Below are 26508 nucleotides of genomic sequence, written 5' to 3' on the forward strand. Positions count from 1 at the left end.
GACTTTGTTGAGTCACAACGAACGGCGAATCGGAAACGCCGTGTCCGGCAGCACGCTCCCCGATGTCTCGCTGGTCCGTCATGCCTCCGTGGACCGGATGGTGTTCGCCCCGCGGTGGACACACGGCCGCCTGGACCCGCCGCGGACCGCCGACGGGTCCCTGAGGACGTTCCTGACGCCGCCCGGGCAGCACGGTCTGCACGACGAACTGACGGAGGAGTTCCCGCGCAGCAGGGTTCTGCGGCTCGACGGCGCCACGCTGGCCGACCTCGCCGCCGACCCGGCACCCACCGACCCGGCACCCGCTGACGAACACCTGGTGTTCGTCAGCCGCACCTCATGGGCCGACGGGACGCGGGACGACGATGTCACGGCCTTCCTGAAGCTCGTCCACGTCCTCGACCGGCGGCCGCGGGTCCGGCTCGACGTGTTCACCGACAAGGCGGTGCCCAGCCCCCTGTTCACCGCCGCCACGCATCCCGTGGACGGGGTGTACGTCGGCCTGTCCCAGGCCCTCGCCAAGGAGCGGCCCGAGTGGGCGGTGCGCACGTTCTGCCTCGCCGACCTCACCGCGTCGTCGCTGTCCGGAGCCCTGGACCGGCCCCTGCCGACCGTGCCGGGCAAGCCCGTCTGCGTCCGTGGCGACGAGTACGCCGTCGCCACGATGGAGCCCGCGTCCCTCGGCGGCCCCCCGGCCCGCACGGCGTTCCGGACGCACGGCACCTACGTCATCCTGGGCGGCACCGGCGGGCTCGGCGGCCTGCTCGCCGAATACCTCGCGGCCGCCTACCAGGCCGAGGTGGTCGTCGTCGGCCGCCGCCCGGCCGAACACTTCGCCGCGACCCGGGAGCGACTGCGTGAGCTGGGCGCCCGTGAGGTCCACTACCACCGGGCCGACCTGGCCGACGGTCCGGCGCTCAGGCGCGCCCTCGACGCCCACGAGGTCATCCACGGCGTCGTCCACTCCGCGCTCGTCCTCCAGGACTCCACCCTCGCCACGATGAGCGAGCAGGTGCTGTGCGACGTACTGCGCCCGAAGCTGCACGGCACCCGCCACCTCGTGGACGCGCTGCGCGGCAGGGACATCGACTTCTGCCTCTTCTTCTCCTCCGTCCAGGCCTATATCGCCAGTGCGGGACAGGCCAACTACGCCGCCGCGTGCGTGGCCAAGGACGCCTACGCGGACCTGCTCCACCAGGCCCTGCTGATCGACGCGAAGGTCGTCAACTGGGGCTACTGGGGCGGCATCGGCGTCGTCGCGAAGCCGGAGTACCGGGAGCGGATGGAGCGGCTGGGCATCGGCTCGATCGAACCGGCCGAGGGGCTGGCGGTCATCGAGCGGTTCCTCGCCGACGACCACCGGCGGATCACCTGTGTGAAGGGAACGGAAGAGGCGTTGGAGCGCATGGGCATCACACCGCACGAGCCTGTGGACGTGACGGGAATCCTCGACGCCGTCGTACCGGCCTTCACCGGCGACGACGCGGATGTCGCACGCAACCGGGAGCTCTCCGAGCGGCTGGAGGCGTACACGCGGTGGCGGCTGCACCAGGTGCCGTTGCCGACGGCGACGATCGACAAGTACGCGAAGCTGCGGGAGGCCATCGGTGCGATGCCCTCCGCCTCCTCCCCGCCCCGGGGCGAACTCCTTGGCACATACCCGGAGTTGGAAGGACACCTCGCACTGCTCGACCGGTGTCTGGACCATCTGCCCGATGTGCTGAGCGGTGCCACCGACGCGCTGGACGTGCTCTTCCCCGACGGTACCTTCGACCTCGTCGCCCCCGTGTACCAGAGCAACCCCATCGCCGACTACTTCAACCGGATCTGCGCCCAGGTCGTCGCCACCTACCAGCGCCGCTCGGCGGGGCGTCCGCTGCGTGTCCTGGAGGTGGGCGCCGGGACCGGCAGCACCACCCGGTTCGTCCTGCCGGAGCTGGACCGGCGCGGTGTGAGCTACCACTTCACCGACCTGTCGTACGCGTTCCTGAACAAGGCCCGGGACGCCTTCGGCGACTACCCGTTCCTCACCTACGAGATCTGCGACATCGAGAACCCGCCCGCGCGGTACACCGGGTCCTTCGACGTGGTCGTGGCCACCAACGTCCTCCACGCCACGTCGAACGTCCCTGGCACGCTCCGGAATGTGCGCACGGTGCTGCGGGACGGCGGAATCCTCGTTCTCAACGAGATCACGACCCGGCAGGACTACGCCACGCTGACGTTCGGGCTCACCGACGGCTGGTGGCTCGGCGACGACCCGTACCGGATCGAACACAGCCCACTGCTCGGCGGCGACCAGTGGCGCGCGCTCATGCACGAGGCGGGCTTCGGCGCCGTGCGCCCCCACGGCGGGGACGGCCAGCAGGTCATGGTCGCCCTGGCGGGCGCGGCGGACGAGCCGGAGCCCGAATCGGCAGTGGCTGTCAGTGATGTGCGGGAGGAGGTGGAGGGATTCGTCCGTGGGGTGATCGCGGAGACGATGCGCTTTGAGTTGGTCGAGGTGGAGCGCGATCGGCCGTTCCGGGACATGGGGATCGACTCGTTGATCTCCATGGAGTTGTTGAAGCCGTTGCGCGAGCGGGTGGGGTATGTGCCCGCCACGGTGTGGTTCGAGTTTCCGACGGTGGCGCGGCTGGTGGAGTACCTGGTCACCGAACACGCGGACGCGGTGCACACCGCGTTCCCCGCCACCGAGCCGCAGCCGCAGCGGACGCCGCAGCCGCAGCGGCAGCCACTCGATGAATCCCCGGCCCCGGCCGCACCCACCGGCGACGACCGCGACATCGTGCCGAAGCCCGGGGACATCGCCGTCGTCGGCATCTCCGCACGGCTGCCGAAGGCCCGCGACACCGAGGAGTTCTGGGACAACCTCTTCGAGGGCCTGGACTGCACCTCCACCATCCCCCCGGAGCGCTTCAGCGAGCCCCTGGCGGACGGCCCCGAGCCCGCCGCGTACACCGATCGCGGCGCCTTCGTCGACGACATCGACGCGTTCGACCACACGTTCTTCTCCATCACGCCCCACGACGCGGCGCGGATGGACCCCCAGGAACGTCTGGTGCTGCAACAGACCTATCTGGCGATCCTGGACGCCGGATACAGCCAGGGACGGCTCGCGGGCAGCGACACGGGAGTGTTCGTCGGCGTCATGAACGGCGGATACGCCTGGCACACGGCCACCGAGCGCGGCGCCGAACCGCCCACCTCGACCTTCTGGTCGATGGCCAACCGGGCCTCGTACCACTTCGACTGGCACGGCCCCAGCATGGCCGTCGACACCGCCTGCTCGGCCTCGCTGACCGCGCTGCACCTCGCCTGCCAGTCGCTGCGCACGGGCGAGTGTGACCGCGCCGTCGTCAGCGGCGTCAACCTCATCACCCACCCACGCCAGTACCGGCTGCTGTGCGGCCTGGAGATGCTCTCGCGCACCGGGGAGTGCAGGCCGTTCGGCGCCGGGGCCGACGGTTTCGTGGACGGCGAGGGTGTCATCAGCCTGGTGCTCAGGCCCGCCGAGGACGCCGTACGCGACGGGGACCGCGTCTACGCGTTCATCAGCGGCTCCGCGGTCAACGCGGGCGGCCGGGCCAACGGCTACACCGCGCCGAACCCCGAGGCTCAGCACACCCTCGTCGCCAAGGCCCTCGCGGCGGCGGACACCTTGCCCGAAGAGGTCGGCTACGTCGAGGCCCACGGCACCGGGACCGCGCTGGGCGACCCCATCGAGCTGCGGGCCCTCACCAAGGCCTACGCCGCGGCCGGTACGCGGCGCGTCCGGCTGGGTTCGGTGAAGTCCAACATCGGCCACCTCGAATCGGCGGCCGGGCTGAGCGGAGTGCTCAAGGCGGTGCTCCAGATGCGCCACGGCACCCTGGTGCCCTCGCTGCACGCGGAGCACACCAACCCGCACCTGGACTTCGCGGGGACCCCGTTCACCCTCAGCACGGCGCGCGAGAGCTGGCCCGCCGACCTGCCCCTGGTGTCCGCCGTGAGTTCGTTCGGCGCGGGCGGCGCCAACGCCCATGTGGTGCTGCGCGGGGTGCCCGCCACGGCGGCCGCCCCGGGCCCTGGGCGCGACTGCTACGTCATCCCGCTCTCCCACCACAGCGGCGCCGGACTGCAGCTGGCCATGGACGAGCTGCGGCAGTGGCTGCACGGGCGCCGGGTCGACATGGACGCCCTCGCCTACACGCTCGCCTGCTGCCGCGACAGCTTCCCGCAGCGCGTGGCCATCGTCTGCCGTGACCAGGACGAACTCGTCCGCGGTCTGGAGCGGGACCTGCGACAGCGGCCCGAGCCCGCGGCCACGGCCGTACGGGACACGGCGGTGGACGAGCTCTCGGCCCGCACGGCCCGGGACATCGCGGCCCTGTACGAGTCGGGCGGCTCCCCGGCCTGGAACACCTACTACCCCCGGCGCGCCCCCGTCGATCTGCCCGCGTATCCGTTCCTCCGCCACCGCCACTGGGTCGATTCCGTGGAGTCCGGCTTCCACGGTCTCTCCTCGTTGGTGTCCGCCCACCGGATCGACGGCGTGGCCATGGCCCCGGCGGCCTGGACGCTCGCGGTCCTCGCCGGTCGGACGGCGGGCAGCGCCCTCGGGAACGTGCTGTGGCAGAAGCGGATCACCGACCCCGGGGCCGTCGAGGTCCGGGAGCACGGCGGCGAGCTGTCGCTCGTCGACCGCGCCACGGGTGAGGTGCACTGCACCGCCGAGGTGATGGCACCGGCAGCGGCGGGCGGCCCGCCCGACCTGCCCTCCGGCACCCGCAGGCAGGACGGGAAGGACGTCTACGCCACCTTCCGGCGGCTCGGCTACGACTACGGCGAACCGCTGCGGTGCGTGCGCTGGGCCGACGTCGGGCCGGGCGCGGTGCGGGCCTTCGTCCACGCGGAGCGCGACTGGGGATACGGCCTGTCGCCCGCGCTGCTGGACTGCGGTATGCAGCTGTCCATCCTGCTCGCGGCCGAGGACGAGGCACCGGGCGGGTCCGTGTTCGTCCCGTACCACCTGGGACGGCTGACGGTGGTACGGGCGCCACGGGACGAGGCGGTGTTCTGCACCTGTGTGGCCCGGCCGGGCGGCCACTCCCGGCGGACCCGCGTCTACGACTTCTTCTTCACCGACGCACACGGCGAGGTCCTGGTGGCCTTGGAGGAGGTGGTGTCCATGGCGGTCCGGCGACCGGAACCCGGTCAGGAACCCGGGACGGGGTCCGGGACGGGGCCCGCCTCCGCGCCCTTCACCGTCTTCGAGCTGAACTGACGGGGGCGGCCGTGGCCAGCGACGTCGTGATGTTCCCCGGGCAGGGCTCCCAGCACGTGGGCATGGGCAGGGAGGTGTTCGACGCGTATCCCGGGCTGTGCGACAGGGCCGACGAGACCGTCGGATACTCCCTGCGCGAACTGTGCCTGGAGGACCCGCACGGGCGACTCAACCAAACCGCCCACACCCAGCAGGCGATCTATTTCGTCAGCTGTCTGATGTACCTGGAGTACGCCGAACGCCACGGGGACGAGCAGGTGCGGTGCGTGACGGGCCACAGCCTGGGGCTGTACCCGGCGCTCTTCGCGGCGAAAGTCTTCGGCCTCTTCGAGGGGCTGGAGATCGTCTCCGAGCGCGGCGCGCTCATGCAGGAGGCGCGCGACGGGGCCATGGTGGCCGTCATCGGACCCCGGGTGGACGAGATCGACGAACACCTCGTCCGGCTGGAGTTCTTCGACGTGGACGTGGCCAACTACAACAGCCCCGATCAGGTCGTGCTCAGCGCGGCGAAGCCCCGGCTGGAGGAGCTGGTACCGCGGCTGCGGGAGGCGGGCCACCGCTGTGTGCCACTGCCGGTCGGCGGCGCCTTCCACTCCCGCCACATGGAGCCGTCCCGGCGCGCGTTCGCCCGCTTCCTGCGCGACCGGGAGTTCGCCCCGCCCGCCAAGACCGTGATCTCCACGACGAGCGGCCGGGCCCTGGGGCCCGACCATCTGCTGGAGGAAATGGTCTTCCAGCTCGTGAAGCCGGTGCGGTGGTGGCAGACCGTGGCGCGGCTGGCCCGTACCGGACACAAGAGGTTCGAGGAGGTCGGCCCCGGCACGGTGCTGACCACCTTGAGCACAGAGATCCTCGGCGACGAACCCTCGCCGCAGGCCGAGCCCTGGAAGTGAGGACCGTGGACACAGGAATCAGCAGGATCGCCGTCATCGGTGGGGGCGGCTCCGGCTCCGTCGCGGCCTGGCAGCTGGCCCGGAAGCACGACGTCACGCTGTTCGAGGCGGGGGAGTACCTGGGCGGACACGCCTACAGCCATCCGGTCGAGACGGAACAGGGCACCTTCCACGTCGACATGGGCGTGGAACACTTCAACGAGAAGCTCTCGCCCAACCTGTTCAGACTGCTGACCGACTTCGGCATCACGACCTACGTCGCCCCCTCCTCCGTACACGTGGACTTCCCCGGCGAGCAGCAGACGTGGAGCAACCTCAACTTCTCCGGACGGTTACGTGAGGAGCTGCACGAGGAGTTCGACCGGTTCCACCGCCAGATGAACCAGGTGGCCACCTCGGGCGACGACAGGTACAAGACCATGAGCATCGGCGAGTACCTGGACGAGAACGGGTACTCCAAGAGCTTCAAGTACCAGGCGATGAACCCCATCCTGAGCATCTACTCGGGCTGCCACGCACCCTCCCTGGACTACACGCTCATGTACGTGGCACTGTCGTTCAGCACGCATCTGCTCTCCTTCTTCTCCGCCGGGTACTGGCGCAAGGCGGACGGCGGCATCCACGGCTACCTGCGCGGAATCGGGGACGAGCTGGGCGACCGCGTCCGGCTGAACACACCCGTCGAGGCCGTCGTGCCGACCAACTCCGGGGTGACGGTGGTGGCCGGGGGAGAGGACTACCGGTTCGACCAGGTCGTGTTCGCCACACACGCGGACGTGACACGGGGACTGCTGTGGACCTCCGACGCCCGGTACGGGGAACTGCTCGGAGACTTCGCGTACGTACCCGTCGAGAGCGTGCTGCACAGGGACGAAAGCTGGCTCAGCCCGGTGGGCGGCGATGCCTACTGCCAGTTCCGGATGCCACCGGGGTTCGCACTCGACCGGGCCGAGGAACTGAGGGGAAGCCTCACCCGGAACTGCAACGCGCTCCACCCCTACCGGAAGGTCAAGTCGCCCCTCCTGATCACGTTCGACCCTCAGGAGGAGATCGACCCCGACCGCGTCATCGTCCGCCGGAAGTGGAAGCTTCCGCAGCTCCGGCCGGTGGATGTGCGCCGCAAGAAGCGGCTGAGGGAGATCCAGGGCCGCAACAACCTCTGGTTCTGCGGCACCGACACCAGCATCACCGGACACGAGGGGGCCATCGTCTCCGGGCTGGTCATCGCGGATCGGCTGGGGGTTCCGCACCCCTTCCCGGACGACGCGCCCGCCCTCGGGCAGTTCCGCGGCGTCAAGGAATTCATGGGCGTATGAGCGAGCCCACTTTCTCGGACGGGGATGAGCTGTGACATCACTGGCACCTCGGTACACGGACCTCGCCGTCCCGGACGCGTCCGGCCGGCCGGACGGTGCGGACACGCTCGTGATCACCGACCTGGAGGACATCGCGTCGGCGGCCGGTTCCCTCGGCGCCGCATGCTGGTACGCGGGCCCCGCCACGCACGACGAGGCCCGGTTCGGGCAGGAGCTGCGACAGCGCGTCGGCCGCCACACCACCGTGGTGGTGGCGTGGGGCGACGGACCGTCCGGCGGCACGCCGGAGTACGGCCGGGCGATGCGGTTCGCTCGGACCTGTCTGTCCCTGCTGCAGGCCCTGAGGGGCCGCCGACTCCATCTCGTCACGCTGTCCCGGGCGGCGGATGTGCTTCCGTCGCTGCTCGACGGCATGGCCCTGTCGGCCGCGCTGGAATGCCCGCTCGACCATACGGCCGTCGAGTACGCCGACCCCGTCACCGCGGAGCGGCTGCGCGCCTGGATCGCGGCCGGTGCCCGGTATCCGGGGGCGCGGCTACGGGCCGACGGCGACCGGATCGCGCGGCTGGAACACACGCCGCTGCCGCTGGAGAACGAGCGGCCGCGAGAGGTGTTCGGCCGCGGCGACCGCGTCGTGCTCATCGGCGGAGCCGGTGGCATCGGACGGCATCTGTGCCGCTATCTCAACGAGCGCCGCGGCGCCGAGGTGTTCGTCCTCGGGCGCGGCACTCCCGACCGGCAGGCGCTGGCGGCGCTGAAGGAGGCGGGCGTCAGAAGCTATGTGAGTGTCGAGGCCCATGAACCCGAGGCGCTCGACGGGGCACTGCGGTACCTCCACGAGCAATTCGGCCCGCTCACAGCCGTGTTCAACCTCGCCGGAGTGCTGGACGACTGTCTGCTGTACCACCTGACCCCCGACCGCATGGAGAACGTCCTGCGGCCGAAGGTGGCCGTAGGCCTCAACCTGGCGGCCCTGTCGGGCCCGCACCGGCCCGGCATGGTGGTGCACTTCAGCTCGCTGACGAGCGTCACGGGCAACGTCGGCCAGGTGGCGTACGGAGCGGCCAACGCGTTCCTCGACCGGCTCTCCGTGCACCGGCCCGACTGGTACAGCGTCAACTGGGGCCTGTGGGACACCGATGGCATGCGAATGCCGGACGACGGGTCCGACGGGTCCGACGGGACCGGGCTGCGGCCGATGCCCCCGGAGCGGGCATGTGACGTGCTGATGTCGGCCATCGGCGCCGGGGCACGGCGCCTGGCCGTCTACGACGGGCAGCTGCGACTGGGCCCCGACGACGCACCGGCCGCACCGGCCGCGTCCCCTGCCCCTGACCTGTTGCTCGGCACCACGCGGTGGCTGCGGGAGGTGGTCGCGCGCCACAGCGGCCTGCGGCATCTGCGCGACGACGACAACCTGCTGGACCAGGGCCTCGACAGCGTCGGCAGCATCCGCGTGAGCAGGGACATCGAAGCCCGGCTGGGCATCGCCGGGACGTCCCGGCTGAGCCGCGCCGTCCTCTTCGAGTACCCGACGGTCGCCGCGCTCGGCGCGCATCTGACCGAGAACTTCCCCGCCGAGCTGGCATCTCTCCTCGCCCGCGAGCAGCCGGACACGCGGCAGCCCGCCACGAACCCTGCGGAGGCGGCACCCGCGCCCGCGCCCCCGCCCCCCACGACCGCCGTGGCACCCGCGCCAGTGGCGCCAGTGGCGCCCGGGTCCGTGGCGTCTGCGTCTCCGACACCAGCGCCCGCGTCTGAGGCTCCCACGATGCCTGCGGCCCCCGAGGCCCCTGTATTCGTGTCTGCGGCGCCCATGCCCCCTGTGGCCGTGCCCCCCGCGTCCGTGGCGCCTGCACCAGCGGCCCCTGGGTCGCAGGCGCCCGAGGCCCCTGCGGGCTCCGTGCCCGCGGTACCCACGGGGCCCGCAGCCCCCGTGGCGCCCCCGGCGTCCGAGCCCCCTGAGACCGTGGCCCCCGCGCCCGCCGAACGCGCCGAACCCGCCAAACCTGCCGTGCCCCCCGAACCTGCCGCGCCCGCCGAACCCGCCGCGCCTGCGGCACCCGCGGCGGTCGTGGCCGAGGCAGAAGCCACACCCGACGCCTACCGTCCCGACGACATCGCCATCGTCGGCATGGCCGGGGAGTTCCCCGGTGGCGCCGACACCGAGGCGTTCTGGCAGGCGCTGTTGAAGGGCGAAGACGCGGTGCGGGTCATTCCCGGCGACCGCTGGGACTGGCGTGACCACCACTCCTTCGCACCGGACGAGCCGGGCACCTCGTACGGCCGCCACGGCGGGTTCCTCGACCACGCCCTGGACTTCGACCCCGTCTTCTTCAACATCACCCCCGTCGAGGCGCGGTCCATGGACCCGCAGGAGCGCCGCTTTCTGCAGTGCGTCCACCACGCCCTGGAGGACTCGGGGTACTTCGCCCGGCCCACCGACGACGTGGGCGTCTTCGTGGCCGCCATGTTCGGCCACTACCAGGACCTCACCGCCCCCGACCGGGTGATCGGCAGTTCGTTCGCCGCCATCGCCAACCGGGTCTCCTACGCCTTCGACCTGCACGGCCCCAGCATCGCCCTGGACACCATGTGCTCCGGCGGGCTCACGGCCCTGCACCTCGCCGTCCGCGGTATCCGCTCCGGGGACTGTGCGCTCGCCGTGGCGGGCGGCGTGAACCTCATGACACACCCGGGGAAGTACCGGCTGCTGTCCGAGGGCACGTTCCTCAGCCCCACCGGCCACTGCCAGGCCTTCGGAGTGGAGGCGGACGGCTATGTGCCCGGCGAGGGAACCGTGGCCGTCGTCCTCAAGACGCTGTCCGAGGCGCTGCGGGACGGGGACCGGGTGCACGCCGTCATCCGGGCGACGGCGGTGAACGCGGGCGGCAGGACGGCCGGTTTCACCGTGCCGTCCGAGCGCGCCCAGCACCGCGTGATCACCTCGGCGCTGGCCGCCGCGGAGATCGAACCGGCCGCGGTGACCTACGTCGAGGCGCACGGCACGGGCACCCGGCTCGGCGATCCGATCGAGGTGCGCGCGCTGAGCCGGGCGTACGGCGGGCCCGAGCGGGGCCGCGCCCACCTGGGCTCGGTCAAGAGCAACATCGGGCATCTGGAGTCCGCCGCCGCCATGGCCGGGCTCGTCAAGGTCGTCAAGCAGCTCGCCCACCGGACCCTGGCGCCCACGCTCCACTGCGCACTGGAGAACCCCGACCTGCACCTGGAGGACTCGCGGTTCGCCCTGGTCAAGGAGGCCCGGCCCTGGACCGGCGGCAGCGGTCCCACGCGCTTCGCCGGACTCAGCTCGTTCGGCGCGGGCGGCGCCAACGGACACGCGATCATCCAGGAGTTCGTGGCACCGCGCGAGAGCCGCCCCGTCCCCGCGTTCCCGCGCTACTTCATCCCGCTCTCCGGACGGGACGAGGCCGCCGTGCGGCGGCGCGTGGACGACCTGCTCGCCGCGCTGCGGAACGCGCCCGACACGTCGTTGTACGGGCTGAGCTACACCCTGTGCCGCGCCAGGCAGCACTTCCGGGTCCGGCGCGGCTACTGGGCCGAGAGCGTCGAGCAGCTGACCGGCCTGCTCCGGGGCGAGGGCGGGATCTCCCCGGCCGCGCCGCCGGACGACGACCCCTGGGCCCGTGCGGCGTCGGCGTACCTCGACGGCGGGAACCCCGGCTTCACGGAGCTGTTCCCGGTGCCCATGCTGGTGGACGCCCCGCTCTACCCCTTCGCCGCCGAGCGGTACGTGGCCGACACGCTCGACCACACGAAGCGGCCGACCGCACCGGCCTCGGCCGACGACGCGACCGCCGAGCTGCTGCTCGCTCCGGTGTGGCGTCGGCGCGCGGTGGACGACCCGGCGGCCGACGATCCCCCGGTGTGCCGCGTCCTGGTCCTCACCGACCGTGGCCACGTGCACCCGCTTCCCCACCCGCCCGAGCCGACCAGGCTGATCCGGGTGGTGCCCGGCGACGCGTTGGCCATCGAGGCGGACCGTATCGAGCTGCCCGAAGACGACGACGTGGCCGCCCGCCACATGCTGCGGCATCTGACGGAGGAGCTGGGCCTTGACCACCTGTACTGGGTGGACCTCCGGCGCAAGACGACGGTCGCCTCGGCCCTGTCGTTCGCCCGGGCCCTCCAGTCCTGCCGCACCCCGTCCACGATCCTCGGCGTGACCCGTGCGACGGATACGGCCGAGGTGCGGGCCCTGGCCGGGTTCCTCCACGGACTGGCGGAGGAGAACCCCCACATCCGCACCGTTCAGGCACGCCGGACCGACACCGCGGCCGCGCTCGCCGACGGCTGGCCGCCCCTGCTGGACGAGCTGCGCGCCGCACGGCGGCCGCTCACCGAGGTCAGGTGGTCGAACGGCACACGCGAGACACGGGAGCTGACGGAGATCCGGCGGGACGATGGCGTCCGGCTGCGCACCGGGGGGACGTATCTCCTCACCGGCGGTCTGGGCGCGGTGGGCCGCGCCATCGCCGAGCGCCTGATCGAACGGTACGGCGCCACGGTGATCGCCGTCGGCCGCTCCGCGCCGGACGCCGGGCGGCGGCAGTGGATCGCCGCGTCCCCGGGGCTGCACTACGAGCAGGCCGACATCACCTCGTCCACCCGGACCCGGGACCTCATCGAGGGAATCCGCGAGCGCTTCGGCGGGCTCGACGGGGTCATCCACTCCGCCGGTGTCATCCGCGACGCCCTGGTGCAGAACAAGTCCGCCGAGGACGCGGAGGCCGTTCTCGCGCCCAAGGTGCGGGGCACACGGAACCTGGACCGGTACACCGCGGAGTTGGGCCTGGACTTCTTCTGCGTCTTCTCCTCCATCTCAAGCGTGATGGGCAACACCGGGCAGAGCGACTACATCGCCGCCAACCGCTTCCTCGACGAGTTCGCGGCCGAGCGCGCCCGGCGTGTGACGGACGGCGAACGCAGCGGCCTCACCCTCTCGGTCAACTGGCCGCTGTGGCTGGACGCCGACGACGAACGACGGGAGCGGTATCAGGCACTCGCCCGGTACCTGCGCGGCGAGTTCGGGATGGAGCCGCTCTCCTCGCGGCGGGGCGCGGAGCTGTTCGTCGACCTGCTGGGCGGCTTGCCGCAGGAATGCCACCAGGTCATCCCCTGCGTCGGCGACGTGGAGCGGATGCGGCAGCGGCTGCTCCCCGCCACCGGCCGGGCGGCGCCGAAGGCAGACGGCGGGGATCCGGCACGCCCGGCCACCGCGGCGCTGGAGGACATCGGCGACCGGCTCGTGGAGCTGGTGCGCGCGCAGACCGGGCTGCGGCCCGCGGACATCACGTTCGACAGCACCTGGGGCGACCTCGGCTACAGCTCGGTCATGCTCCAGGGCCTGGCGCGGGAACTGGGCCCGGAATTCGGTGTGGAGACACCGCCCAACGCCCTCTTCACGTACAGCAGCATCACCTCGCTGAGCACCTATCTGAGGGACCAGGGCGTACCGGCGGAGGAACCCACGGCCGCACCCGCGATCCCCGACACACGGCCCGGCCGCGGCAAGTACGCCATCGTCGGCATGAGCGGCATCCTGCCCGGAGGGGCGGACCTGGCGGACTTCTGGCGGCTGCTCGTCGAGAACCGCAGCGCCATCCGCCCGGTCGACCGCTGGAAAGACCACGCGAAGGACGACGCCAAGGACCACGGTCAGGACCAGGGCAAGGAGTACTTCGCGGGCACCATCGACGGGTTCGACTCCTTCGACCACGGCTTCTTCGGGCTCTCCGCCCGGGAGGCGATGCTCATGGACCCGCAGCACCGGCTTTTCCTCCAGTGCGCGTACAACGCCCTGCTCGACGCGGGCCACGCGCCCGGGGCGCTGCGGGACGTGGGTGTCTTCGCCGGGGTGCAGTTCAGCGAGTACCAGGCGGCGCTGCACCACGGCGCGGACTGGGCCCACCCGTACGCCGTCACGGGCAACGCGCACACCATGCTCGCCAATCGCGTGTCCCACCTCCTCGACTTCACCGGACCGAGCCAGACGGTCGACACCGCCTGTTCGAGCGGGCTGGTGGCGCTGAACCGGGGTGTGCTCTCGCTCGCGGCGGGGGAGTGCGAGGTGGCCCTCGTGGGCGCCGTCAGCGTGCTCGTCGACCCCGCCGCCACCGACGCGGCGAGCGGGCTGGGGGTGCTCTCCCCCGACTTCCGCTGCGCCACCTTCGACAAGGAGGCCAACGGCTATGTGCGGGCGGAGGGCGTGGGCTGTGTGGTGGTCAAGCGACTCGACGACGCCGTGCGGGACGGTGACGACGTCCTCGCGGTGGTCGAGGCGGTGGCCGAGAACCACGACGGCCGCTCCAACTCACTGACCGCCCCCAACCCCGAGGCCCAGACCGCGCTGCTGGAGAAGGCCTACACACCGGAACTGGCCGCCCGGGTCACCCACATCGAGACGCACGGCACCGGGACGAACCTGGGCGACCCCATCGAGGTCGGCGCGCTGCGGGCCGCGTTCGGCACGCTGGCCCCGCACCGGGAGCCGGGCAGCATCACGCTGGGCGCGGTGAAGACGAATGTGGGCCATCTGGAGCCCGCCGCGGGGATGGCCGGGCTGCTGAAGCTCCTGCTGTGTCTGCGCCACCGCCACCTCCCGGCGAACATCAACTTCAAGGAGCCCAATCCGCTTGTCGAGCTGGACGGTTCGCCCTTCCGGCTGCTGCTGGAGAACGAGCGGTGGGAGCGGAGCACACCGCTGGTGACCGGCGTCAGCTCCTTCGGGTTCGGCGGCTCCAACGCGCATGTGGTCCTCTCCGAGGCACCCGCCCCGCCACCGGCCCGCAGGGCGTCGCGGCCGTACTGGCTCATCACGCTCAGCGCCCGCTCTCCCGGGTCGCTTTCGGCGATGCGGGACGGTCTGCTGGAGTGGCTGCGCGGCCCGGAGGCGGAGTCCGCGGACCTCGCGGACATCGCCCACACCCTGGCGGTCGGCCGCGACCACTTCGAGTACCGGATGGCCTGGACCGTCTCCAGCACCTCCGATCTGCGCAGGCAGCTGGAGGAGGCACGGCCCGAGGAGGTGGCCAAGTGCGGACGGAATCGGCTGACCGCGCACCCGGTGGCCCTGCCGGACGCGGCGGATACCGGTCACCGCGCCGCGCTGGAGGCCGTACGGACCCGGTATCTGGAGGGGGAGGAGTGCGCATGGACAACGGTGTTCGACGACGACCGGTACCACCGGCTGCGTCTGCCGGGCTACCCGTTCGAACAGAACCGGTTCTGGTTCGAGTGACCGGCACCGGCACCGGCACCGGCACTGGCACTGGCACTGCCACCAGTACCACCACGGCGCGGCAGGGAATCGAGAGTGGGCATGGACGAGCTGCTTGAGGACGACACCCCGGTCGTGGTCGGCATGGCCTGCCGGTTCGCCGGAAGCGACGGCCCGGAGGAGTACTGGGAGCGGCTGCGGCTGGGCCGTGGCGCCCTGGGCACCACCGACCGCTGGGCGGGGGAGGAGGACGCGGCCGGGTTCGTCGGCGGCTTCCTGGACGGACACCAGGACTTCGACGCGCGGTTCTTCCGCATCTCGCCGAACGAGGCGCAGTGCATGGACCCACAGCAGCGCATCCTGCTGCAGACGGCGCAGCACGCGGTCGACGACGCCTATCTGACGCCCGCGGACCTGCGCGCCCTGGACTGCGGTGTGTTCGTCGCCGGACTGCCCGGCGACTACCGCTCCCTGGTGGCGCGGCGCAGCGACGTCGTCTACGGAACCCACAGCTTCCTGGGCAACGCGCCCTCGACGCTCTCGGGCCGCATCTCCTACTTCTACGACATCAACGGCCCCTCCCTCACCCTGGACAGCGCCTGCTCGTCCTCGCTGACCGCACTGCACCAGGCGGTGCTCAACCTCCGTGCCGGGCAGTGCCGTTGTGCGGTCGTCGGTGGCGTCTCGGTCTTCAGCACCCCGGAGGTGCTGCGTTTCGCGCGGAGTTCGCGGATGAGCTCCCCGGAGGGTGCGTCGCTGCCGTTCACCGACGCCGCCGACGGGTTCGTACCGGCCGAAGGCTCCGCGTGCCTGGTGCTCATGCGCCATGACGAGGCCAGGGCCCGGGGGCTGCGCATCCATGGGGCGGTCCGGGCGACCGGCACCAACCACAACGGCACCACCAACGGTCTGATGGCGCCGAGTTCTCAGGCGCAGTCACGGCTGATCGCCGAGCTGTACGAGCGCGAGAAGATCGACCCCTCGCGAATCGCCTATCTGGAGACGCACGGCACCGGAACGCCGCTGGGCGATCCCATCGAGCTGGAGGGCCTGAAGTCCGCCTTCCGCCGGACCGACGGCGACGGCTGCCACCTCGGTGCGGTGAAGCCGCTCATCGGGCACACCCTGGTGTGCTCGGGCCTGGCCGGTGTCATCAAGGCGCTGCTCGCCTTCCGCCACGAGACCATCCCGCCGGTGGCCGCCACGGACGAGGCGGTCTCCTACCTCGACATCGCGCCGTTCCGGGTCAACCGGGAACCGCTGCCCTGGCCGGGGGACAAACCGCTGTGCGCCGTCAGCGCCTTCGGCTTCACCGGCACCAACGGCCATGTGGTCCTGAGCAAGGTGCCGGGCGGCACCGCGGAGGAGGCCACGGTGGACCGCCGCCCCGGGCGGGCGCTGCCGTTCTGCCTGTCGGCGGAGTCGCGGGAGAGCCTGGCGGTGCTGGCGGACCGCTGCCGGGCGCTGGTGGCCGAGCTGCCCGAGGATCAGCTCCGGGACCTTTCCCAGCTGCTGCTGCGACGTCCGTGCTACACCCATGAGCGGGTGGTCGTGGCCCGCACCCGCGATGAACTTCTCTCCCACCTGGACGACCTGGGAGAGCGCACGGACACCGACCGCCTCGACGACGACCTGCGCGACCTGGTCGCACACTGGCGGGCACGCGACACCCACGCCCTGCTCCGGCGGCTCGACGCACCGGCCGACCTGGCACGGATCACACTGCCCGGCTACCCCTTCGAGAAGCGGCGGCACTGGCTGACCGAGGACGCCCCCGCCACCACACCGGACACGGGCCCACAGCCCGCGGACGACCGACTCGCCCGGCAGCTCTGCGCGGAGCTGTCGGCCCTGCTGGGCTTCGACGGGGCAACGGACCACATCGCACCCGGCACCCGAATCGCCTCACTGGGCCTGGACTCTCTCTCGGCCGTCCAGCTGCTGAGCCCCCACCAGAAGGCCGGAAGCCCCATCAGGTCCCATGACCTCTTCCGCCACGAGACGGTGGCCGACCTCGCCGCCGCCATCGCCGGACGGTCCGTCGAACCGGAGGAACGGCGAACGCCCCGGGCACCCCGTACGCACGCCACCGCACCGCTGACCCGGTGGCTGGAGTACGGCCACGGCGGGCGGTCCACCCTGCTGCTCCCCCCGCTCAACTGCGACCACCGGGTGTGGACCCAGCAGATCCCGGCCCTGCTCCGGGCGGGGCGCACGGTGTACGTCCCGGAGTACCCGGGGCACGGGAACGCCCCCTTCGACCAGGACCGCTTCTCCTTCGAGTCGCTCGCGGACGAGGTGGCCGCCTTCCTGCGGGATGCCGCCGACGGCCCGGCCGACCTGGTCGGCTGGTCCCTGGGCGGCTGCGTCTCGGCCCTGACCGCCCTGCGGCACCCGGAGCGGGTCGGCTCCCTGACGCTCATCAGCTGCGCGCCCCGCTACGGCGACGACGCCTTCGACCGCACGCTGGAGCTGCGGGAGGAGCTGCGCGTGCACGGGAGCCTGCTGGAGGCGGTGTTCGGCGAAGGGGGCAACCCGGCCGAGCGGTTCACCGCGGCCACCCCCATGGACACGCTGCGCCGCTACTACACGGCGCTGACGGGCTTCGACATCGTCGACCGGCTCCGGGACGTCACCGCTCCCTGTCTGGTGGTCCGCGGCCGCGACGACTGCGTCGTCGACGCGGGAACCGCCGCCCTGTACTCGGCGATTCCCGGGGCGCGGGTGCGGGAGTTCGACGCCCACGGGCACTACATGCCGCTCACCGCGGGGCGGGCCTTCAACCGGACGCTGGCGGAGTTCTGGTCCGAGCGGGATCACCTCATGGGAAGGGAACGGTGATGAGGACATGCTGGTAGACGTGGACAAGGCGGCGGTCGTCCTTTTCGATATGCAGCTGGAACTCATTCCGCTGCTGCTGGACGGCACACAGCTGCTGCACAACACCTGCTGGGTGGCGGACGTGGCGCGGGAATTCGGCCTTCCGCTGTTGCTGACCGAGCACAAGAAGCTGGGCGGACTCTCCCTCTCGCTGCACGAGGCGGCCGAGGGCGCGCCCCGGCTGGAGAAGGAGCACTTCGACTTCCTCCGCGAGGATTCCATCGAGAACCATGTGGTGTCCTCGGACCGGGACCAGTATGTGCTGGCCGGTGCCGAGACCCACGTGGTCGTCTTCCAGTCGGCGCTGAGCCTGGTGGAGCGGGGGAAGACGGTGTTCGTGTTGGCCGACACCTGCTCCACGCGGAACCGGGCGGACCATGAGCTGGGGCTCGCCCGCCTGCGGCAGAACGGGGTGCACCTGATCACGCGGGAGATGTTCTTCTTCGAACTGATCAGGAACTCGGAGGACCCCCGCTACCTCGAACTGGCCAAGAAGTACCTGGACGGGCGCTACATCCGCTGACGGGACGGGACGGGACGAGGCGGGACGGCCCGGCGCGGTCCCGTGGCACCGCGCCGGGCGGGGCCTCAGACGGGCCGCACCAGCCGCCCGCCGGACAGCTCCAGCAGTCTGTCGCGGTGGCGCTCGCGCAGGGCGCGGTCATGGGTGACCATCACGACCGGGCCGGTGAAGCGCTCCACCGCCGCCAGGAGCTGCTCGACCAGCACCAGGCTGAGGTGGTTGGTGGGCTCGTCGAGCAGCAGCAGATGCGGCTGCCGGGCGAAGAGCAACGCCAGTTCGAGGCGCCGCCACTGGCCCACGGACAGCCGGTTCGCCGGAGTGCCGAAGTCGGCGGACTCGAACAGCCCGAACCTGGTCAACTCGGCCGCCGCGTCCTCGACATGGGCCGCGCGGTGAGCGGCGAACATGTCCAGCAGACCGCGCCGCTCCGCGCCGAAGTCGCTGTCCTGCCGCAGATATCCGATGTGCAGCCCCGGCGCGCGCTCCAGCCTCCCGGCGTCGGGGGCCCGCTCGCCCGCCAGCACCGACAGGAGCGTCGACTTGCCCGCGCCGTTCGGACCGGCGATCACATACCGGGCACCCGGCGCCAACTCCAGGTCCGCTCCCCGCAGCACCTCACCGGCGGTCAGGCCCTCGGCCCGCAACAGCACCCCGTCGGCCGGTTCCGGGACCTCCTCGGCCGGGCCCGCCTCCCCCGGGGGAGCGAACGTCAGGGGCTCCGGCGGACGCGGCACCGTATCGTCCAGCAGCCGTCGCAGATGCTGCTGGGCGGCGCGGGCCGTACGGGCGACGGCCGCCTCGGCGGCGCCCCCGGCGGCGTTGTACGACAGCTTGTCGTTGTCGCCCCGGCCCCCGAAGACGCGACCGCTCGCCCGGGCCTTGTGCACCCGCCGCCGGGCCTCGGCCAGCTCCTGGCTCCAGTCGCGGTACCGCTGCCACCAGCGCTCCTGTGCCGCGGCACGCTCGTCGAGATAGTCGCGGTAGCCGCCGCCGTAGCGCACGGTGGAGCCACGGGGGCCGTCCAGGTCGACGATGGCGGTGACGGCCGTGTCCAGCAGGACGCGGTCGTGCGAGGCGATCAGGCACGGGCCCTGGTACCGCGCGAGCCACTGGACGAGCCAGTCCACCGCCCGGTCGTCGAGGTGGTTGGTCGGCTCGTCGAGCAGGAGCCCGGCCGGTTCGGTGAGCACCAGCGAGGCCAGCGCCAGCCGGGCCCGCTCCCCGCCGGAGAGGGTCCGGGTGGGCCGCCCCCGGTCCAGCCCGGCCAGCCCGAAGACGTCCAGCACCTCACCGACGCGGGCGCCGAGTTCCCACCCGCCGCGGCGGGTGAACTCCTCCTGCAGACGGCCGTACTCCTCCAGCACCGCGTCGAGGTCGCCCCCGTCGGAGCCCATCCGCTCCTCGGCGGCGCGCATCCGTGCGGACAGCTCCCCGAACTCCGCGGTCGCCCGGCTGAGCACGTCCTCGATGGTGGCGTCGGCGGGGAAGTCCGGCCGCTGCGGCAGAAAGCCCACCTGGCCCGTCACCGCGCGCACGACCTGGCCGCGCTGTGGCGTCAGCTCCCCGGCGAGCGCGCGCAGCAGGGTGGACTTCCCCCGGCCGTTCTCCCCGATCAGACCCACCCGCTCGCCGTGGGAGACCTTCAGCGAGACATCGCACAGCACCGTGCGGTCCCCGAGCACACAGTGCAGGTTCTCGCCGAGGAGGTGTGCGGAGCGGTAGTCGGCGGAGAGGACGTCCTGTCCGCCGGTCCGGGGTGTGGACGCGTCAGTCACCGGCGGGCGCCCCGGTCTCGCGCAGGCTGCCCGCGGACAGCCGCAGCCAGCGGCTCACCCCGATCTCCTTGAGGAACCGCTCGTCGTGGCTGACCACGACGAACGCGCCCTCGTACGAGTTGAGCGCCCCTTCCAGCTGCTCGACGCTGTCGAGGTCGAGGTTGTTGGTCGGCTCGTCGAGCAGCAGCAGCTGCGGTGCGGGCTCGGCGCCCAGGACACAGGCCAGGGTGGCGCGCAGCCGCTCACCGCCCGACAGCGCCCCCACCGGGAGATGCGCGGCGGGACCGCGGAAGAGGAAGCGGGCCAGCAGGTTCAACCGCTCCGCCTCGGGCTTCCGCGGCGCGTAGTCGGCCAGGCACTCCGCCACGGTGCGGTCCAGCGGCAGCGTGTCGAGGCGCTGGGAGAGATAGGCGACGCGGCCGTCCGACCGCTTGAATTCCCGGGCCCGCGCGTCGAGTTCGCCGCTGATCACACGCAGCAGCGTGGACTTGCCGACGCCGTTGGGCCCGGTCAGCGCGATGCGCTCGGGCCCCCGGATCGCGAGGTCGACACCCTCGCCCGCGAACAGCTCCCGCTCGTCGTACCGGACGTGGAGGCCCTCGCCGAGGAAGACGGTGCGCCCGGCGGGGACGTTGGTGTCGGGCAGCTCCAGCGTGATCGTGCGGTCGTCCCGCAGCGCCCGGCTCGCCTCGTCCAGCCGGGCCTTGGCGTCGGAGAGGCGCTGGCCGTGCATGTCGTTCGCCTTGCCCGCCGACTCCTGGGCGCGGCGCTTGAGCGTGCCCGCGGCCATCTTGGGGATGCTGCCCTTCTTGGCGGCCTTGGCGCCGACCCCGGCCCGGCGCGCGGCCCGCTCACGGGCCTGCTGCATCTCCCGCTTCTCCCGCTTGACCTGCTGTTCGGCGGTGCGGATGTTCTTCTCGGCGGTCTCCTGCTCGGCGCGCACGGACTCCTCGTAGTCGGTGTAGTTGCCGCCGTACAACCGCATCTCGCCCGAGTCGAGTTCGGCGATCCGGTCCATGCGGTCCAGCAGTTCCCGGTCGTGGCTGACCACCAGCAGACAGCCGGGCCAGCTCTCCAGCACGCCGTAGAGCTTGCGGCGGGCGTCGAGGTCGAGGTTGTTCGTCGGCTCGTCCAGGAGCAGCACATCGGGCTGCTTGATCAGCTGGGTCGCGAGGCCGAGGGAGATGACCTGGCCGCCGCTGAGGGCGTGCAGCCGCTGGGTCAGCGGGACGTCGCCCAGGCCTAAGCGGTCGAGGTGGACGCGGCTGCGCTCCTCGATGTCCCAGTCGTTGCCGACCGTCGTGAAGTGCTCCTCGGCCACATCCCCCGAGGCGATGGCGTCCAGCGCCTGGATGACCGGGGCGATGCCGAGCACCTCGGCCACCGTGAGGTCGACGGTGAGGGGCAGGCTCTGCGGGAGATAGCCGAGCAGGCCCTTGACGGTCACGCCCCCGCGGTTCGGGCGGAGTTCGTCGGCGATCAGCCGGAGCAGCGTGGACTTGCCCGCACCGTTCGGTGCGACCAGGCCGGTCCTGCCGTCACCGACGGACCAGGACAGATCCTGGAACACCGGAGTGCCGTCGGGCCAGGAGAAGGAGAGATTCGAGCAGACGATGAAGGCTTCGGACATGAACGGAGGCCTCGCAGATGATGCGGGCACACAGAAGTGGCCCGGAGGATGCGGTGGTCAAGGCGTGGGGATACGACCACAGAGCCGCGCACGCTGGGTGCACCTCTGTGCCCGCTGACATCCGGATCACCCGGAGATGTCGTCGTCACCCGCCACAACCACGATTGCCTCTCCTATGCTGGACATCACTCGCACTTCACCCTACCAGAAGAGGCCGTTGCCGCCGGGCGGATATTGCCGCCTCCTATCCGCTGTCGTTAGCCTCGCTCTCGCACATTCGGTAAACACCGTTCCGTGAAAAGGAGTAGTCGTATGCAGACCGCAGACAAGGAACTCCGAGTCAAGAAGGCGTGACACCGCCCCGATTTCGTTTCCTTCGGCACAGCACTGGAAGTCACCGCCTACTTCGCCCGCGACTGACGCATCGTCGCAGGAAAGGACGGAGCAATGAGGGTGATCCTGCTCGGCACCGCCGCCGGCGGCGGATTCCCGCAGTGGAACTGCGCCTGCGCGCTGTGCGCCCGCTGCCACCGCGGCGAACTGCCCGCGCGTTCCCAGGAGTGCGCGGCCGTCAGCGGCAACGGACGCGACTGGTGGCTGCTCAACGCCTCGCCCGACATCCGCACCCAGCTCCTCGCGACCCCCGCCCTGGCGCCCGGCCCCGGCCCGCGGGAGACCCCCGTGCGCGGCGTGCTGCTCACCGACGCCGAGGTCGACCACGCCCTGGGGCTGACCATCCTGCGCGGCGGCGCGGGCCTGACCGTGCACGCCGCGCCCCCGGTGCTCGGCGCGCTCATGGCCGACCTGCCGCTGCGCGGCCTGCTGGACCGCTATGCGCCGTGGGAGTGGCGGAGCGGCACCGGCTTCGAACTGGCGGGCGGGCTCACCGTCACCGCGCACCCCGTCGGTGCCAAGGCCCCCAAGTACGTCGGCGATCCGGACCCCGACGCCCCCTGGGTGAGCGCCTACCGCGTCGAGGACCCGGCCACCGGCGGAGTCCTCGTCTACGCCCCCTGCCTGGCCACCTGGCCGGACGGATTCGACGACCTGCTGGACTCGGCGTCCTGCGCCCTGCTGGACGGGACCTTCTTCAGCGCCGACGAACTGGGGTCGGCCGTCCGCTCCGGGAGCGCCGGACAGTCCCTGATGGGCCATGTGCCGGTGACCGGCTCCGGCGGCAGCCTCGCGGCCCTCGCCCGCCACCCGGGACTGCGCCGCGTCTACACCCACCTCAACAACACCAATCCCCTTCTCGACCCCGCATCTTCCGCCAGTGCGGCGGTGCGAGGGGCGGGCGCGGAGGTCTTGGCGGACGGCAGCGAACTCGTCCTGTGAGCCGTGCACCCCCTCGTGGCCGGCACCGCCCGGCGCGCTCACGTTGGGGTACTACTTCGCGGGTTATCGGCAATTGTCCGCCGTGACACCGGCCCAACCTTTCCGGAACGAAGTTCCGTGTATTTCTTCAACACCGATGAACGCCCGATTCTGTGTACAGTGCAGGAGTCGGGATAAACGCATGCGGTGCGCCACGTCTGCGAATTTTGGGGGAGATGAGTCAGTGCACCTCTTTCATCCTGAATATCCATGGGCAAAGCTTGGGCAGGGCGCAAAGGGGGCGAAGGCGCGTTCGCCGTGGGCGCGGGAGCGGGCGTGGGCGCGGCTTTACCGCGGGTAGTGCGCCGGGGGTTCACGGGGTTTCGCCGGAGTGCCGCCAGGGCGCCGCCTCCGGGGCGCCGAACCCCGCGCGGCCTGAGGGCGTGTGACGCGACCCGGCCCGCGCGAGGAGCGGCTCTCGCTGTCACCACCTCGGCTGACCAGGCCATTTCACCCAGGCGACCCAGGATGAAAGAGGTTCAGTTACATGGCCGAACGCAGCGCACATCCCCTGGAATCCGAGCAAGAGGATTCCGACGCCCCGTCGGTCTCGGCGACTTTGACCAACTCCTTCCCCTCAGCGGTCGAGCCGGTGCCGGTCTCGTCGCTCGTGCCCGGCCTCTCCCCGCGTCTGCGAGGTGAGGACGCCGCGCACGTCGCCCGGCTGGCAGAGGTCGACGGACCGCTTCCGCCGATCGTCGTGGAGCGCGCCACGATGCGGGTGATCGACGGCATGCACCGCCTGATGGCCGCTTGGACGAAGGGCCAGGAGACCATCGAGGTGCGGTTCTTCGACGGTACGGCCGAGGAGGCGTTCCTCCTCGCGGTCCGGTCCAACATGGCGCACGGCCTTCCGCTTTCCCGGGAGGACCGCCGGGCCGCGGCGGTGCGTATCCTCCTCTCGTCCCCGCATCTTTCGGACCGCGCGGTCGCGCGCACCGCGGGTCTCAGCGCCAAGACCGTGGCGGGACTGCGGTCCACCCTGGGCGATGTGACACCGCGTCCACAGGCCCGTATCGGCAGGGACGGCAAGGTCCGGCCGTCCGACAGCGCCGAGGGCCGCAGAAGGGCCGCCGAACTGCTGGCGGAGCGCCCGCACGCCTCACTGCGCGAGGTGGCGCGGACGGCCGGCATCTCACCGGCGACGGTCAGCGACGTACGGAAACGGCTCGCCTCCGGCCGGGTCCCCGTGCCGGACCGGAACGTGCATACGAAGCCGTCGGCGGCCGGCACGAAGAGCTGTGCGACATCGCTGGGCAGGGCCGCCGAGGCGACCGTGAGCACCATCCGGCCGATACGGTCGGCAGCGATGTCCCCCATGGTCAAGCTGTTACGCGATCCCTCGCTGAGGCACAAGGAGAGCGGCCGTCAGCTGCTCCGGCTGCTGCGGCGCAGCGCCATGGAGCGGCAGGAACTGCTGAAGCTGGCCGAGGCGGTTCCCTCGCACTGCACGGATCTGGTGGCCGACCTGGCGAGGGAGTACGCGGGGATGTGGGCCGAGTTCGCGCAGGAGGTCGGAGAGACCGGCTGACCCTTCTCCACGCGGACCGCTGGACGCGGCCCGGGGCCACATCGCAGGATGCGTAGCGCTGATGGTGGCTGCCCGTCGAACAGGCTATCGTCTGACGCGTCGCTCGGGGTAGCCGCCGAGTTCACGATCTCAGCGGTCCTCCAGCCATGCCCGGCGGGTGTTCAACTGATGCAACGGTGCGGTTGAACACGTGGCGAGGCCGATACCGGCCCCGCCGCGTCAGCGGTCAGCGCGAGGCCGCCGACGGGGGAGGGGGAAGGCCCATCATGGGTGTTCAGTGGCTGGCGGGGTTCACCAGCGCGGTGATCAGCCCCTACGAGAAGCTCCGGTTCGACGAGCCGCGGGTGTTCCACGATCAGACGGTACGTCAGGTCCTGCGGATGGCCGGTGGCGGTGAGCAGGTGCGGGTGTGGCTCTCCAATCGGTACGGCCACGCCCCCCTCACCGTGGCCGACGCCCGGGTCGCGGTGCGCGGCGGCGCCGACCGGATCGAGGCGGCCACCGATACCGGCTTGCGTTTCGACGGCTCGGGGCACGTGACGGTGGAGCCGGGTGGCGAGATCGTCAGCGATCCGGTCGCCCTGCCGGTCCGGGCGGGCACCGACCTGGTGCTCAGCCTCTACCTGCCGGGGGACACCGGACCGGCCACCTACTCCCACACGACCGTCGAAACGGCCTACGTCGCGGACGGAAACCGGGCCGGTGCGACGAGCCTTCCCGGCGCCGAACAGGTCCAGGCCGGGTTCTATGTGACGGGTGTCGATGTGCTCGCGGAGCAGGACACGCCGCTCACCGTCGCGTTCGGGGACTCCTGGTTCGAGGGCTTCGGCACCACCCTGGGCGCCAACCGGCGCTCCGTCGACGCGCTCAACCGCCGGATGCGGCGCGGCTGGGCGGTCAACCAGGGCATAGGCGGCAACCGGCTGCTGACCGACGAGGTCGGCGAACACGCCCTGGCGCGCTTCGAGCGCGACGTGCTGTTATGCCGGGGCGCCCGGCACGTCCTGGTGCACTTCGGCCTGAACGACCTCGGCCTGCCCGGCATGCTCGGCCTGCCCCCGGTCACGGCCGGTGAACTGATCGCCGGATTCGCCGAATTGGCCGTACGGGCGCACGACGCCGGTCTCGCGATCCACACCGCGACCATGGGCCCCTACGCCGGAGCCGTCCACCCGGGCTGCAGCACGCCCGAGGGACTCGCCATACGGCGTGAGGTGAACGACTGGATACGCGCCAGCGGCACCTTCGACACGGTCTTCGACGTCGCCCGGGCCGTGGCGGACCCCGCCCGCCCGGACCATCTGCGTCCCGCGTTCGACGGCGGCGACGGCATGCACCTCAACGATGGCGGGGCGCGGGCGATGGCCGCGTCGGTCGATATCGACGCGCTCGGATGATGAGCGCCGGGCGCTGATGGCGCGGCTGCCATGCGGGTGGGGGCGGCGTCCGCGCCGGACGGCACCCCCACCCGCACGGCCACTACGCCGCGGCGCTCATCTCGGCATCTCGGTGGCCGTGCCGTTCAGCGACCCCGGGCCGTGCGCGACCCCGTTCACCGGACCGGTGGCCCGGGCGGGGCGCTCCAGGATGCCGCGGTCGTCGGGCGGGGTGTCCGCGGCGGTGGCGCCGGGCGGCGGGCCGGAGGTCTCGGCGGCGCTGTGGGAGCCGCCCTGACCCGCGGCGCCGTGCGCGGTCCCGCCGTGGCTGCCGTGGCCGCCGTTGGCGGACGGGGCGGAACCGTTGATCTTGTCGATCGCCTGCCGGGCCTGTTCACCGGGGGAGCGGGTCGTGGGCTGCGCCGAGGGCGACGGGGCGGGCGCGGGCTGGTTCCGTTCCAGCTGGGGCTTGGCGTGGGCGGCGGAGCTCATGGCCTGGGTGCGCAGCCGGTGGCTGATCGCCTCGTCCAGACTCACCGGCCGGTGCATCTGGGCGGCCAGCCGTCCGGCCTCCTGGCCCAGTGCGGAGACCACGTCCCACGGCAGATGGAGCACCAGGCGGACTTCGGCATCCCCGTCCGGGAGGGCTTGGATGGGAGGAGTGAACCGTTCACTCATGAGCTGGTCCTCCGTAGGGTTCTTCG

General features: G+C 71.7%; 12 protein-coding genes and 1 pseudogene. 10 read left to right on the top strand and 3 right to left on the bottom strand.

From position 1 onward, the window contains the following. Positions 1-40: 40 nt before the first annotated feature. The 6 genes from ABZ370_RS34805 to ABZ370_RS34830 all read left to right on the top strand — a co-directional run bounded on the left by ABZ370_RS34805 (position 41) and on the right by ABZ370_RS34830 (position 18118). Positions 41-5266: a beta-ketoacyl synthase N-terminal-like domain-containing protein gene (locus ABZ370_RS34805; protein ID WP_358629343.1), complete on the top strand. Its 5226-nt coding sequence runs from the start codon at positions 41-43 to the stop codon at positions 5264-5266. 11 nt (positions 5267-5277) lie between these two features. Continuing rightward, positions 5278-6159 carry an ACP S-malonyltransferase gene (locus ABZ370_RS34810; RefSeq protein WP_358629346.1) on the top strand — a complete coding sequence of 294 codons (882 nt, stop codon included), beginning with the start codon at positions 5278-5280 and terminating at the stop codon, positions 6157-6159. 5 nt (positions 6160-6164) lie between these two features. After that, complete coding sequence (locus tag ABZ370_RS34815) at positions 6165-7475, top strand: FAD-dependent oxidoreductase (protein WP_358629349.1); 1311 nt, start codon at positions 6165-6167, stop codon at positions 7473-7475. 31 nt (positions 7476-7506) lie between these two features. Continuing rightward, positions 7507-14736, top strand: a complete 7230-nt coding sequence (locus tag ABZ370_RS34820) for an SDR family NAD(P)-dependent oxidoreductase (protein WP_358629352.1) — start codon at positions 7507-7509, stop codon at positions 14734-14736. 81 nt (positions 14737-14817) lie between these two features. Further along, entirely contained in the window at positions 14818-17556 is a 2739-nt protein-coding gene (locus ABZ370_RS34825) for an alpha/beta fold hydrolase (RefSeq protein WP_358629355.1), read from the top strand. A gap of 7 nt (positions 17557-17563) precedes the next feature. Further along, on the top strand, positions 17564-18118 hold the full coding sequence (locus ABZ370_RS34830) for a hydrolase (RefSeq protein ID WP_358629358.1): 555 nt from the start codon (positions 17564-17566) through the stop codon (positions 18116-18118). Between the two features lie 65 nt (positions 18119-18183). Here ABZ370_RS34830 and ABZ370_RS34835 read toward each other — a convergent pair whose 3' ends face one another. Continuing rightward, positions 18184-19893 carry an ABC-F family ATP-binding cassette domain-containing protein gene (locus ABZ370_RS34835; RefSeq protein ID WP_358629361.1) on the bottom strand — a complete coding sequence of 570 codons (1710 nt, stop codon included), beginning with the start codon at positions 19891-19893 and terminating at the stop codon, positions 18184-18186. Then, positions 19886-21523 carry an ABC-F family ATP-binding cassette domain-containing protein gene (locus tag ABZ370_RS34840; protein WP_358629364.1) on the bottom strand — a complete coding sequence of 546 codons (1638 nt, stop codon included), beginning with the start codon at positions 21521-21523 and terminating at the stop codon, positions 19886-19888. The genes ABZ370_RS34835 and ABZ370_RS34840 overlap by 8 nt, the downstream gene beginning before the upstream one ends. 354 nt (positions 21524-21877) lie before the next feature. On the opposite strand from ABZ370_RS34840, the pseudogene pqqA reads away from it, so the two are divergent. From pqqA to ABZ370_RS34860, 4 genes and pseudogenes are all read left to right on the top strand, one after another. Continuing rightward, a pseudogene (gene pqqA, locus ABZ370_RS34845) lies at positions 21878-21943 on the top strand (pyrroloquinoline quinone precursor peptide PqqA); the annotation flags it as partial. Positions 21944-21970: 27 nt separating this feature from the next. Beyond that, complete coding sequence (gene pqqB / locus ABZ370_RS34850; protein WP_358629367.1) at positions 21971-22858, top strand: pyrroloquinoline quinone biosynthesis protein PqqB; 888 nt, start codon at positions 21971-21973, stop codon at positions 22856-22858. 526 nt (positions 22859-23384) lie between these two features. Continuing rightward, positions 23385-24428: a ParB N-terminal domain-containing protein gene (locus ABZ370_RS34855; protein WP_358629369.1), complete on the top strand. Its 1044-nt coding sequence runs from the start codon at positions 23385-23387 to the stop codon at positions 24426-24428. A gap of 266 nt (positions 24429-24694) precedes the next feature. Next, on the top strand, positions 24695-25825 hold the full coding sequence (locus ABZ370_RS34860; RefSeq protein WP_358629372.1) for a GDSL-type esterase/lipase family protein: 1131 nt from the start codon (positions 24695-24697) through the stop codon (positions 25823-25825). Positions 25826-25921: 96 nt separating this feature from the next. Here the strand turns inward: ABZ370_RS34860 and ABZ370_RS34865 are convergent, their stop codons facing one another. Beyond that, positions 25922-26482: a hypothetical protein gene (locus tag ABZ370_RS34865; RefSeq protein WP_358629375.1), complete on the bottom strand. Its 561-nt coding sequence runs from the start codon at positions 26480-26482 to the stop codon at positions 25922-25924. Positions 26483-26508: the final 26 nt, after the last annotated feature.

Source organism: Streptomyces sp. NPDC005962 (assembly GCF_040629205.1).
GTDB lineage: Bacteria > Actinomycetota > Actinomycetes > Streptomycetales > Streptomycetaceae > Streptomyces.